At 68.6% G+C, this 12,368-nt stretch carries 12 protein-coding genes and 1 pseudogene; 8 read left to right on the top strand and 5 right to left on the bottom strand.

The features are described from left to right. Positions 1-47: 47 nt before the first annotated feature. Together V6M51_RS23875 and V6M51_RS11025 are read right to left on the bottom strand one after the other, a co-directional pair. Positions 48-158: pseudogene (locus tag V6M51_RS23875) on the bottom strand (PEPxxWA-CTERM sorting domain-containing protein); the annotation flags it as partial. A 994-nt stretch (positions 159-1,152) separates the two neighbouring features. Next, positions 1,153-1,530: a helix-turn-helix domain-containing protein gene (locus tag V6M51_RS11025; RefSeq protein ID WP_332767132.1), complete on the bottom strand. Its 378-nt coding sequence runs from the start codon at positions 1,528-1,530 to the stop codon at positions 1,153-1,155. Positions 1,531-2,209: 679 nt separating this feature from the next. On the opposite strand from V6M51_RS11025, the gene V6M51_RS11020 reads away from it, so the two are divergent. Then, positions 2,210-4,117 (top strand): ATP-binding protein, encoded by a 1,908-nt coding sequence (locus V6M51_RS11020; protein WP_332767131.1) that lies wholly within the window; start codon positions 2,210-2,212, stop codon positions 4,115-4,117. Then, positions 4,114-4,803 carry a response regulator transcription factor gene (locus tag V6M51_RS11015; RefSeq protein WP_332767129.1) on the top strand — a complete coding sequence of 230 codons (690 nt, stop codon included), beginning with the start codon at positions 4,114-4,116 and terminating at the stop codon, positions 4,801-4,803. The genes V6M51_RS11020 and V6M51_RS11015 overlap by 4 nt, the downstream gene beginning before the upstream one ends. Positions 4,804-4,831: 28 nt before the next feature. Here the strand turns inward: V6M51_RS11015 and V6M51_RS11010 are convergent, their stop codons facing one another. After that, positions 4,832-5,302, bottom strand: a complete 471-nt coding sequence (locus V6M51_RS11010) for a methyltransferase family protein (protein WP_332767127.1) — start codon at positions 5,300-5,302, stop codon at positions 4,832-4,834. Positions 5,303-5,579: 277 nt separating this feature from the next. Here V6M51_RS11010 and V6M51_RS11005 point away from each other — a divergent pair, with 277 nt between their 5' ends. Then, complete coding sequence (locus tag V6M51_RS11005) at positions 5,580-6,533, top strand: CPBP family intramembrane glutamic endopeptidase (RefSeq protein WP_332767125.1); 954 nt, start codon at positions 5,580-5,582, stop codon at positions 6,531-6,533. Positions 6,534-6,536: 3 nt separating this feature from the next. On the opposite strand, the gene V6M51_RS11000 is transcribed toward V6M51_RS11005, so the two are convergent. Then, the gene (locus tag V6M51_RS11000) at positions 6,537-6,728 is read right to left on the bottom strand and encodes a hypothetical protein (RefSeq protein ID WP_332767123.1); all 192 of its coding nucleotides are present in this window, start codon (positions 6,726-6,728) and stop codon (positions 6,537-6,539) included. 203 nt (positions 6,729-6,931) lie between these two features. On the opposite strand from V6M51_RS11000, the gene V6M51_RS10995 reads away from it, so the two are divergent. The 5 genes from V6M51_RS10995 (at position 6,932) to V6M51_RS10975 (ending at position 11,264) form a co-directional block, all read left to right on the top strand. Then, positions 6,932-7,885 (top strand): ABC transporter ATP-binding protein, encoded by a 954-nt coding sequence (locus tag V6M51_RS10995; protein WP_332767121.1) that lies wholly within the window; start codon positions 6,932-6,934, stop codon positions 7,883-7,885. Further along, entirely contained in the window at positions 7,885-9,072 is a 1,188-nt protein-coding gene (locus V6M51_RS10990; RefSeq protein WP_332767119.1) for an ABC transporter permease, read from the top strand. The genes V6M51_RS10995 and V6M51_RS10990 overlap by 1 nt, the downstream gene beginning before the upstream one ends. Positions 9,073-9,188: 116 nt before the next feature. After that, positions 9,189-10,148: a glycosyltransferase family 2 protein gene (locus V6M51_RS10985; protein WP_332767117.1), complete on the top strand. Its 960-nt coding sequence runs from the start codon at positions 9,189-9,191 to the stop codon at positions 10,146-10,148. A gap of 1 nt (position 10,149) precedes the next feature. Further along, complete coding sequence (locus V6M51_RS10980; RefSeq protein WP_332767115.1) at positions 10,150-10,878, top strand: class I SAM-dependent methyltransferase; 729 nt, start codon at positions 10,150-10,152, stop codon at positions 10,876-10,878. Then, a complete protein-coding gene (locus V6M51_RS10975; RefSeq protein ID WP_332767114.1) occupies positions 10,878-11,264 on the top strand; it encodes a GtrA family protein in 387 nt (128 codons plus the stop codon). The genes V6M51_RS10980 and V6M51_RS10975 overlap by 1 nt, the downstream gene beginning before the upstream one ends. On the opposite strand, the gene V6M51_RS10970 is transcribed toward V6M51_RS10975, so the two are convergent. Then, positions 11,220-12,338, bottom strand: a complete 1,119-nt coding sequence (locus tag V6M51_RS10970; protein WP_332767113.1) for a glycosyltransferase 87 family protein — start codon at positions 12,336-12,338, stop codon at positions 11,220-11,222. The two genes, V6M51_RS10975 and V6M51_RS10970, sit on opposite strands and share 45 nt — an antisense overlap. Positions 12,339-12,368: the final 30 nt, after the last annotated feature.

Raw genomic sequence — 12,368 nt, 5'->3', positions numbered from 1 at the left:
CGCCGCCGGCCAAGGACCGGCGGCGGCGTCGAGGTTTCCTGACGATGCTAGGCCAGGGCGAACTGCCGGCGGCGCGAACCGCGAAGCATGGCGCCCGCGGCGCCGAAGCCGACGATCATCATGCCCCAGGTGGAGGGTTCCGGGACGGCCGAGAGCAGCGGGCCGTTGAACGAGACCTGGCGGATATTGTCGAAGTTGGCCGCGCTGGTCACCACGGTGTCCGGAGCGCCCTGCTTGCCCTTGATCGTCGTGAGAGCGGTCAGGTTGCGCAGCTCGATGCTCTGGATCACTTCGCCCAGGCCGGCGTGGACGTCGAACTTGTTGTTGGCCGCAAACCCCGTGCTGAAGGTCTGGCTGGGCGCGCCGCCCACGAAGTTCAGGATCAGGTCGAAGGTAAAGGTGGGCTTGGGGCCCGTGCCGACGAAGGGGTCCAGCTTGAAGCCGATGTCGGTGAAGCCGAGGATCGGAGCGCCGGGATCGATGACCAGCCAGGAGAACGGCCCAGTGACCGTGGCGTAGCCATTGCCGTTCCCGCCGGGATTGAGGACGCTTCCCGAGGTGTAGAATACGTCGTGGTCGCCGGGCTGGGTGATCAGGGTGACACTCGTCCCGGTGGGCGCGGCGTCGTTGTGGATCTGGTAGTAATAGTCCGGGCCGCCCGCGCCGAGCACCAGGGTCGCGGCGGACGCCTGCGCACCGGTGAGGCAGATGGCGGCGAAGGCCGCGGCCGCAAAGAGCATCTTCATTCTGCAGTTCCCCGTCGTGGCCGTCGTGGCGGACCGAATTGGCACAGACCCGAGTGCTTGCGGGCCCATTGACGGGTTAGCTGCAAAAGCGAGGCCGGAACCTGGGCCTTCGATGAGAGCTTTGGAGGGGGGGCGAGACGGGCTGATCCGCGTTGGACAACCACGGATCAGCCCGCTCATTTAGGGGCTTACTTGCGCCTTCATGGAGGTAAAAGACGACGCTTAGCAAAATATCACAGTCACGCCGCAGTCCAATTAGGGACTGGGCGTCCGCATCTTAACAGATCAGGTATTTCTTCGATCCCGACTTAATATCGCCTAATAATCGTTGGTCCAAGAACGCGCCGGCGACAAGATGTCGCGGTCCGGATGACCAGGGCGACCCAGGCGCGAATCAGACCGCCGTCTACGGCGCGGCCCGCTCGGGATAGAAGAAATCGACCGGTCGATTGAGCCCCCGAGACAGCCGCCAGACCAGGGCGGCCTGGATGACCGCGTCGCCCGCCTCGTACCGCTCGATCTGCGCCACCGTGATCCCGCAGAGCTCAGCTACGTCTTCGGTGCTCAGACCCATCTCATGGCGTCGCTGGCGCACCCGCGCGCCGATATGGGCGTTCACGCTCGCCGTGGCCTCGGCGTGGGCCTCGAGCAGGTCGACCTGTCGCCGCCAGGCGCGCGCGAACCCGTCGAACACCAGCATGGTCGGGTAATCCAAGGCCGCGTCGGCCTTCGCGGTGATCGTATCGGCCAGCCGTCGGCAAGCCCGGATGTCGAACTTCGTCATGCAGCACCTCATCGCGCGAGATCAGGTCAGCGGCGATGCGTCGTCGATCTGGGGTGACCGCCAGGATGCCGGAAGCCGCCGACGATCAGCCGCCGAACCACGCTGTTCCGAATGTAGCGCCGCCGCCGGAGGTTCTGGAATAAGAGGAAGTTAAATCCAGGCATAGACAGGGGAATATTTCCCCCGTCGGTCCGTAATTCCCCAACGAGGCGAAATTCTATATTTCTCCCGTCGCTCAATACAGCGAAATGAGAACTCTTAATCTACGGATAGAGGCATTCATTTCAGATCATGTGCTCTGATTCTTTAACTATCGCTTATTTTCTAAACTTGAGACCAATGGTAATTACAAGGCGCAATTGGCGCGGCCACGTTGCGTTTCGCCGAAGACCCGCAGGCAGTCATGGGTGCTCCTCTGCGCCAGTTCGCGTCGCCCGATCTTCTGGAACGGGCCGAGTCGCCGCCAGCGGGCCGCACGGCGAAGCCTCCCACCCCGAAGTTTTCTGGAAACCCAACCCGAAGCGCCAAGATCGCCGCGAGCGTGCGTGCGGAATTTTCAACATTCCTAAGCAGGGTGCTAGTCTGGCTTGGCTTCGTCTCGCCGCAGTTCCTTGGTGACCGTGATCGTTTCGGGCGCCGCCAGGGCGGCGCGGCGGACCGGGGTCGCGGGGAGTGGGCGATGGCTGACATGTTGCGCGGAGGTCCGCCGCCGACGGCGGATGGTTCACCGCCGGGCGAGCTGGAGGCGGTGGGCAACATCTTCGCCCTGCTGCGGACCCTGGCCTTCGCCGCGGCGATCACGCTCGGCCTCTCCCAAAGTCCGCATCTCGGCAATCTCGTCACGGCCTTCCTGGCGATGACCCTGATCGTCGCCGTGGTGTTCGGCCTGACCTCGGGCCTGGTGGCCGCCGTGGCCGGGCTTGCGGTGCTCCACCTCCTGCGCGGCCTTGAATTCCCGCCAACCGGACTGGGCTCCGACGATGGCTTCCTGCTGGCCCTGTTCGGCGCCAGCGTCGTCACCACCGGCGTCTATTCGGACGTGGTGCGGCGGCGCAACCGGCACGCGCGGTCTCTGCTGGAGGCCGGGCGACCGCTGTCGCCCCACGCCTCCGGGCCGGCGCTCGGGGACTTCTTCCGGATCGCCAAGCACAAGGGGCTCAACACTGGCCGGCTGTCGGCCGCCGACGAAGCTCAGCGGGCGTTCGCCGCCTTCTGCGTCGTAGGCCTCGGACTGGTGGGCAGCCTGGTGGCCGGATACCTGCTCGGCCCCTTCGCCGCCATGCTCTCGGTGCTGGTCGCGGTGGTGATTGTCGGGGGTGGGTTCGGCGCCCGGTTCGGGCTCGCCGCAGGCATATTCGCGATGCTGATCCTGAACGGCCTCCCCGGCGGACCCGAGCACACGCCCATGCTCAAGCCTCTGGAGGCCGGGTTCAGCATGGTGATGTTCGCGGCCCTAGGGTGGTCGGTCGGCGTGCTTGCCGATCGGCTTCAGCAGGAACAAGGCGCCCTGGAAACCGTGGTCACCGCCGGTCGGGACCTGTCGGCAAGCGCCGACGAGGGCGCCATCCGCCAGGTTCTTTTCGACAGTCTCGTCAGGATCGCGCCGAGGGGCGGCGTCGTGCAGATCCGCGACGAGGCCGGGACGATCAATCATTCGACGCCGGGCGCTGAAGTCCTGTCGAGCGGACAACGTCCGGACTCCGCGGAGGGCTGGAACGTGAAGCGCCTGGCCGCCGACGGGCGTGATGTCGGCGTGGTGGTCTGGCGGATTCCCGGCGCCGCCGCGGCTGTACGGGCGGCCAACGAGATCGTGGTCTCGCTGATCGACCTCGGCGCGTCCGCCATCGTCCGCTCCCGCCTCAGCCTGGAAAAGGCCGATGTCGAGTTCGTCGCGCGCACCGAGCAATTGCGCACGATCCTGCTCGACGCCGTCTCTCACCACTTCCGCTCGCCCCTGGCCGGGATCATGGGCTCGGTCACCAGCATCCTGAACCTCCCTGAGCAACACGACCGCGGCGTGCGCCGCGAACTGCTGCTCATCATCAAGGAGCAGGCGAACCGGCTGGACCGCTACGTCGACAACTTCCTGAGCGTCGCGCGGCTGGAGTCCGGCTCCATCGACGTGAACCTCGCGGATATCAGCCTGGAGCCGCTGATCTACGACGTGTGGGAGACCTTCGGCGAGGCCGGCGGCGCCCGACGGTTCCTGCACGTGAAGGTCGACTCCGACCTGGTCCGCGCCGACTCCAGCCTCCTGGCCCAGGTGTTCGGCAATGTCCTGGAGAACGCGATCAAGTTCAGCCCCGAGGGTTCGGTGGTCGACGTGCGCAGCCGCAAGGACGGATCCCGCCTGGTCGTCGAAGTTTCCGACCAGGGTCCCGGCGTCGAGCAGGAATACCAGGACCGCATCTTCGACCGCTTCTTCCGCAGTCGCCGGGCCAAGGCGCCGGGCCTCGGCCTCGGCCTCTATATCACCCGCAGTCTTGTCGAAATCATGGGCGGCTCCGTGCAGGCCCGCAACCGTTCCAATGGTGAAACCGGCTTGGTGATGTCCATCGCCTTGCCGCTTGCAGAGGCCCCACAATGAGTAGCGACGCGAAGATCCTGATCGTCGAGGACGAGGAGCAGCTGCTGCGCATGCTGCGCTCCACCCTGATCCAGGCCGGATACGCGGTGACGACGGCCAAGACCGGCGTCGAGGCTCTCGAACAGCTGGTTCTCGAAGAGTTCGGCGTGGTGCTCCTCGACCTCGGCCTGCCCGACATCGACGGAAAAGAAGTCATCAGCCAGGCCCGGGCGATCTCAAAGGCGCCCATTCTCGTCATATCGGCCCGCGGCTCCGAGCGGGAGAAGATCGCCGCCCTGGACCTCGGCGCCAGCGACTATGTGCCCAAGCCCTTCGACGTCGGCGAGCTTCTCGCCCGCATCCGCGTGGCCCTGCGCCCGCCCCGGCGCTGCGCCTCGAGCGAGGCCGGCGTGTCCAAGAAGGGCCTGCAGATCGACATGGCCACCCGGCGCGCCACCGTCGACGGCGAGTACGTGCGGCTGTCGCGCAAGGAGGCCGAACTGCTGCAGCTGCTGGCTGACGCCAAGGGCGAGATCGTCTCGCACGACCAGATCATCGAGGCGATCTGGGGACGCGCCGGCGACGCGGACTTCATGAATGTCCGCGTCCTCGCCTGGCAGGTTCGCCGCAAGATCGAGCCGGACGCCGCCGCGCCGCGCTTCCTGCTTGCAGAGTCCGGCCTCGGTTACCGCCTCAACATGACCTGACAAGCCGGCTCGCGGGGCCGGCCGGCAGTCAGAAAATCCACGGGATCAACCGAAAACGCACCCGCTCCGCATAGGCCTGATACGCCGGGTCGGTCAGCAGCCAGCGCTCTTCTCGGAACAACCGGGCGACCTGGACGCTCCACGCGACCAGGTAGACGCACAGGTTCCAGAGGCTGGGATTGGTCAGCAGGAAGCCGACCTGGACGATGAAGTATCCCGTGTACATCGGGTGGCGGACGATGGAATAGGCCCAGGCGGCCTGTACGCCGCGATTGGCGGGGGCCAGGCCGAACCGCCGGTTCAGGCTGAGCTTCGCCGCGATCGTGACCAGGACCCCGACCGCCATCAGCGTGGCGCCGACGAATTCCGGCGCCAGCGGCCCGGGGGCTGGGCGGACCATCAGGGGAAGCATGGCGCCGCCCAGGGCCAGGGCCCAGTCGAGGGGCTCTGTGCTGGCGCTGAGCGCCTGCCGACGGATGAGGATGAAGAAGACCGACATGCCTTCGGTCGTCAGCAGAAGGAAATTCGCGGGTGCGCCCGAGCGAATGGTCGCGTTCGCCAAGGCTGCGAACAGCAAGACCAAGATCAGCCGTTCGGACAAATCAAGTATACGCCCCATGGCGAGAACCTGCCACGAAACCGGAGAGGCGGCTACTTTGCCGTCGCGCGACGACGGCGCGATCTTGACCGAACCTCCGCTGTCTTGCCAACCGGTGCGCTCAGATCCACAAGGCGAGATTGCCGGCCGCGCCCGGTGCGCCGCATGGGGGCGAGCAATGTTGGCTGACTGGCGCGAGAGCTCTCCCGATCGCTACGCCTTCCTCCGGCAGGCCGGCGAGGTCGAGGCGCGATGGTGGCGCGTCCTGCACGTGCTCGCCTTCGGCGGCCTGGCTGGCCTGTTCGCCGCCGGCCTGGTCATGCTGGTCGTTCTCGGGACCGCGGCGGGGCTGATGGCCGCCGGCGGCTCGGTCGGCGTGACCGAGGCCCTCGGCGTCCTCACCGACTTCGGTCGCGGCGACCGGACGCTGCAAAGCTACGTCTTCGAACTGGCCTTGGCCGGGCTGAGCTCCTTCACGGCCGCCTGGACCTTCATCGCCGTCGCCGCGCGTATCGAGCGGCGACCGCGACTCAGCTTCCTAACTATCGCCCCACGCTTCCGGTGGCGGCTGGTCAGCCTGGGCCTCGCGGTCGCCGCGCCGGTCCTCGGGGTGTCGGTGATCATCGCCTATCTGACGGGGGACGCGTCCCAAGCCCCCATTCTCACCCCCGGCGTCCCCGTCTGGGCGCGCCTGACCTACGTCGCGGCGTCAGCCGTCTTCCTCTGCCTGGCGGCCCTGGCCGAGGAGATGCTGTTCCGGGGATGGCTGCTGCAGCAGACCTCGGTCTTCGTCCACAGGGTGGCGCTGCTGCTGGTCGTCAACGGCGTGCTGTTCTCTCTCGCCCACGCCGATCCCAATGTCGGATCGTTCCTGATCAGGGCCGCCATGGGCGCGGCCTGGGCCTGGGTGGTGCTGCGGACCGGCGGCCTCGAGTTCGCGCTGGGCGCGCACCTGGCCAACAACCTAATGGTCAGCCTGTTCATCAAGCCCGTCAGCCTCGCGCCGATCGCCGCGCGGCCGTTCGACTATCTGGAGCTCGCGATCGAAGTGATCGGCCTGGCCATCATCGTTGGGGTGGTCGAATGGCTGGTGCGGACGCGCGCCATGGGCCGCACGCCATCGAACGCGTGAGCCTCAGGACAGGGCGCTCAGACCCAGCCTGGCGGTGACCACCGGCAGCAGGAAGACGAACTCCGCGAGCGCCAGGGCGTAGAGCAACGCCAGGACTGGCCGCCCGCCGCGCAGGTTGAAGACGATGCCGGCGGTCAGGGGGCCACTCACCGGCCCGAGCAGGAAGAACGGCGCAAGGCGCTTCATGCGGGACAAGGGCGGTCTCCAGGGGTCGCTAGGCTCGGCTAACGCCGGCCGGGTCTGGTCGGTTTCATCCCAAGGGTGACCGGGGCGTCTAAGACCGCCACGGCGGTTGGGCGCGGCAATGCAACTGTGGACCGCAACACCCTGGCGCCGCACCTGAGTCTTGACCAGTGATCGTTATTCCAAATTAAACCAATCTGCGCGGAGGTTGGTCCATGCTCCAGGCTGGCCCGCCCGCAGACCTCGCGCCCCTACGGGTGACGAACCTTGCCAAGACCTATGCCGGCGGCCGGGGGATCACCGACGTCTCCTTCACGGTCGCGCGCGGCAGCATCGCCGGCTTCATCGGGGTCAACGGCGCAGGCAAGAGCACCACCCTCAAGGCGATCATGGGCCTGGTCTCCCACGACCGGGGCGGGATCGAGCTCTTCGGCCGGCCGGCGTCCTTCGAGGCCCGCAAGCGCCTGGGATTCCTGCCCGAGGAGCGCGGCCTGGCCCCGCGGGAGCGCGCGCGCGACGCCATCGCCTTCCATGCCCGGCTGAAGGGCTTGCCGCGCAAGGCCGCCTACCTGCGGGCCGACGCCCTGCTGGAGCGCATCGGCCTGGCGGACCGGACGCGCGCACGGGTCGGCGAACTGTCGAAGGGCAACGCCCAAAGGGTTCAGATCCTGTGCGCGATCGCCCACGAGCCCGACCTGTTGATCCTGGACGAGCCGTTTTCCGGCCTCGATCCGATCGCCCAGGCCGAGGTCCAGTCGCTGTTCAGCGAATACCGCGCCAAGGGCGGCGCCATCCTGTTCTCGACCCACTCGATGGCCGTCGCCGAGCGCCTGTGCGACCAGGTGGTGATCCTGTCGGGCGGACGGACGGTCTTCGAAGGCGCGGTGGCCGAGGCCACCACCCACGCCCCTCACGGGGTCTATGTCACCATCAATGACGACGCGGCCCTGCTGGAGATCGTCCGCGACCTCGGAGGCGAGGCCCAGGCCTTCCCCAGCAAGATGGGCGACGCCATGCGCTGGCGGGTGCTGCTGCCGCGGAACGTCCCCTACCCCGCCCTGATGCGCGCCATGGCCGAACGCGAACTGGCCGTGCACGGCTTCGAGCCCATCCAGGCCGACCTGGAAGGCGCGTTCTGGACCCTCGCCGGCTACCAGGCGGCGGCCTGATGCGCAGACTCTGGCTCATCGCCCTGCGCGAGATCACGGCCTACGCGTCCGTGCCGAGCTTCTGGGTCGCGCTGCTGCTCGGCCCGGCCCTGATGCTGGCGACCAGCCTGGTCGGCGCGGCCATGGCCGGCGCGGGTCCGAGCGCGCCCCCGCCCGCCCAGTCCGTGCTCCTGCGGGCCGAGGATCCGGCGCTGCGCGCCACGGCCCTGGCGGCGATCGAAACCGTCAACGGTCTCGGCCGCTCGAAGCTGGCCGTCCAGGCGGCGGGAAGCGATCCGCCGGCCGACACCGTCATCGACATCTCGGGCGCCCAGGTCGTCGTCCGCGGGCAGGCCCTCTCCGACGTCGCGTCCGCGATCCTGCGGCGAGATCTCACCGCGACCCTGCAACAGCGCGCGCTGCGCGAGGCCGGGGTCGCGGACGCGGCCCTGAACGCCGCTCGGGCCGTTCGCGTCGATGTCGCCTGGATCAAGCCGGCGCCCACAGCGACCGGCTCGCAGGTCGGACCCCAGGTGGGCCGCTTCACCATCGTCATGTTGCTGTGGATGAACCTCATCGGGGCGCTCGGCATGCTGCTGCAGGCGATCGTCCGCGAGCGGTCGAACCGCGCCCTCGACAGCCTGCTGGCCTCGGCGCGGTCCAGCGAGATCATCTTCGGAAAGCTGCTGGGCGTGGGCGTGCTGTCCGTCTTCGTCCTGGCCGCCTGGCTGGCCGCAGGCGCCGCGGTCGCCGCCAGCCCGCTCGGCGGCCTGGGCGGCGGCCTGCAGACCCTGTTGCTGGCGGCGTTCAGGAGTCCCGCCACCCTGGTCCAGGCCGGGGCCTTCTATCTGCTCGCCTTCGCCATGTACGGATCGGCCATGATCGGTGTCGGCGCGGTGGCCAAGGACCTACCCGCCGCGCAGAACCTCTCGCGGCCGATCTTCGGCCTGCTGCTGCTCGTCTTCTTCGTGGCCCTGACCCAGCTTTCGGGCGATCTCGCGCAGACAGCGTGGCTGGCCTGGGTTCCGCCCTTCACCCCCTTCGTCATCCTCATGGCGCCGCCGGGAACCTTGCCGCTGGCCCACATCCTGGGCGCCTTCGTCCTGATGCTGCTGACCACCGTGGTCGTGGGCGCCATGGCCGCCATGGCCCTGACGGAAACCCCGCTGGCGCGGGCGCGAAAAGCGCTCGGCTTTCGGCCGACCTAGGCTTACCGCGGCGAACCCAACCTTAAGAATTCAGTAGTATTAAGGCCTCACCGCGCCGTCGAATCTGGCGCCAAGTCTGGGTGATCGACGTGACGGCTGATGTTCAGGATCGCGCCTTGCGACTGACGCCTCGCTCCCGGGCCGGAAAACTGCTGTCTCTCATCGTGCCGATGCACGACGAGGCGCCGGTCCTCGACCATCTGTTCAAGGCCCTGGACGCCGTGATCTCCGACCTGGGGGTTCGCGCCGAGATCGTCTGCGTCGACGATGGCAGCCGCGACGCCACGCTCGAACAGCTCAGGGTCCGCGCCGCCGCCGATCCGCGCATCCGGGTGATCGCGCTCTCCCGCAACTTCGGCAAGGAGGCGGCCCTGACCGCCGGCGTCGACGTCGCGGCCGGGGACATGGTCGTCCCCCTCGACGCCGACCTGCAGGACCCGCCCGCGCTGATCACGGAGTTCGTGGACCTGTGGGAGCAGGGCTACGACGTTGTCTACGGCGTCCGCGCCGACCGCCGCAGCGACCATTGGCTGAAGCGGCTGACGGCGGGGTCCTTCTACCGCGTGTTCAACGCCATTTCAGCCAGTCCCATCCCGCCCAGCACCGGCGACTTCCGGCTGATGGACCGCCAGGTCATCGAGGCCCTGAAGCAGCTGCCCGAGCGCAACCGGTTCATGAAGGGGCTGTTCGCCTGGGTCGGTTTCCGGCAGGTGGGCGTGGCCTATGTCCGCCCCGAGCGCGTGGCCGGCCAGACCTCCTGGCGCTATTTCCAGCTCTGGCGGTTCGCGCTGGACGGCATCACCTCGTTCACCACCGCCCCGCTGCGGGTTTGGACGGTGGTCGGCCTCGCGGCCGCGGCGGCCGCCCTGGTCGCCGCCCTAGCCCTGATCGTCCGCGTGCTGGTTGTGGGCCGCGACGTGCCGGGCTACGCCTCATTGATGGTGGTGGTGCTGTTCGGCTTCGCCATCCAGATGATCGCCTTCGGGATCCTCGGCGAGTATGTCGGCCGGCTCTATGAAGAGGTGAAGGGCCGCCCCCTTTATCTCGTGCGCGAACGGGTCGGGTTCGAGGCCTGACATGGACCGCGAAGTCTACGACACCATGCGCCGGGTCGAGCGTGACCACTGGTGGTTCGCCGCCCGGCGGCAGATCCTCGCCGACCGCATCGCCGCCCTGCGCCTACCCGCCGACGCGGCGATCCTCGAGGTGGGCTGCGGCACGGGTGGGAACCTCGAAATGCTGTCGCGTTTCGGCAAGGTGCGGGCCATCGAGCCGGACGCCGAGTCCCGGGCCTACGCCGCCCGCGGCGGCATCGAGGTCCAGGACGGCCTGCTGCCCGAAGGCCTGCCGCCCTTCGAGGCGCCGTTCGACCTGGTCGCGGCCTTCGACGTCATCGAACATGTGGACGACGACCTGGCCTCGGTCGCGGCCCTGTCGCGCCTGCTCAAGCCCGGCGGATACTTTATCGCCACGGTCCCGGCCAACGCCTGGATGTGGAGCCGGCACGACGAGCTGCACCATCACAAGCGGCGCTACGCCCTGCCCGCCTTCCGCGCACTGTTCGCCAAGGCCGGGCTGACGGTGGAGAAGGCGACCCATTTCAACACCCTGCTCTTCCCGCCCATCGCCGCGGTGCGGCTGGCGAAGGCCGCGATGGGCGACACGGCGGGCGGCGACGACGCCATGCCCTCCCCGGGTCTCAACGCCGTCCTGCGCCTGATCTTCGCCCTGGAGCGAGGCCTGCTCAGCGCCCTGAACCTGCCGTTCGGGGTCTCGATCCTGCTCGTCGCGCGACGTGCGGCCTGATGCCCCGAGAAGCCGCCAGGCAAGGCGGGACGTTCGTCATCGTCGGCGTGGCCGCCACCCTGGTCCATGTGGCGGTGGCGCTCGCGGCGCGCGAGGCGCTCGACCTCGCCCCGCTCAACGCCAACCTCGCCGGCTATTGCGCGGCGGTCGGGGTCTCCTACCTGGCCAATGCGCGGCTGACCTTCCGCCGGCCGAGCCGAAACCTGGCCCAGTTCGGCCGCTTCCTGGCCGTTTCGCTCCTGGCCCTGGGTCTGAACCAGGCCCTGGTCTACCTGCTGGTGGAGCGGGCGGGCTGGCCCTTCTGGCTGGCCCTGGTCCCGGTGGTGCTCGCCGTCCCGACCCTAAGCTTCGCGCTCTCCAAGCTGTGGGCGTTCAGATCGACCTAGGACGTCCGGCGCCAGCACGCAGACCAGCAGGCCGAGGAGGATGGCCAGGCCCGGGAGCGTCAGGCTGAGCAGCAGCAGCGCCAGGAGGTGGTAGAGCCAGCGGCGGTCACCCGTGGGGACCGCCAGGGCCGCCACGGCCGGCGCGATGACAGCGATCTCGTACTGCATGGCGTAGGGGGTGATGAGCAGGCCGGCGCCGATCAGGGCGGCCAGGCGCTGACCGGGGCTGCTGGCCCGCCGGAAGGTCCGCCAGACCAGGCCCACCGCGAGCGCGACGCAGGCCGCCTGGGCGACAGCTAGCGCAGGGCCCCCGACGCCCAGCCGAACCAGGGCGCCGACCGGGGTGACCACATTGCGCATCAGGTCGGCGTCGTCGGCGACCAGCCGGGCGAACCTCGGCAGGGCCGCCAGCCAGCCCGTCCAGGCGCTCACGCCGAAGGCCGCCAATGAGCCCAGGCAGACGAGGCCGCCCGTGGCGAAGGCCGCCGCCAGCGTCCGCCAGCGGCCTTCCAGGGCCAGGGCGAGCGGGAACAGCACCAGCAGCTGGGGCTTGAACGCCGCGGCGATCCCCAGCAAGGCGCCGGCCACGACGGGGCGGTCGCGGAGGATGAGGGCCAGCAGGACCAGCCCGCCGATCAGGAACGAGAGCTGGCCGATCAGCCCCGACAACACCACCGGCGGCGCCAGGGCCAGCAGCACCAGCGGCGCGATCCCGGGGGCGATGCGCCGAGCCGCGGCGAGATAGAGCGCGCCGGTCAGCAGGATGAAGCCTGCGAATGCCGTCCAAAAGCCCACCAGGGCGAACGGCAGGAATAGCAGGGCCGCGCTCGGCGGATAGACGAAGGGCCGGACCTTGGAGCCCTCCCCCAGCAACCATTGCTGGCTCTGGGTGACCGCGGCGAAGTCGTAGAGGCGGTCCGGATGCTCCAGGGCGATACGGACCCCGCTCCAGATCGCCAGGAAGTCGATGCCCAGCGGCTGGACCTCGACCATGGCCAGGATCAGCCGCAGATCGATCCATAGGAACAGGGCGAAGACGGCGGCCAGGGCGATCGGGCGGATCTTCGACTCCATGACCGACAATGACGCCATGGTCATGGGCAA

This window comes from Phenylobacterium sp. (assembly GCF_036677185.1).
GTDB lineage: Bacteria > Pseudomonadota > Alphaproteobacteria > Caulobacterales > Caulobacteraceae > Phenylobacterium.
The sequence above is the reverse complement of the archived record's forward strand: the minus strand, read 5'-3'. Positions and strand labels throughout refer to the sequence as shown.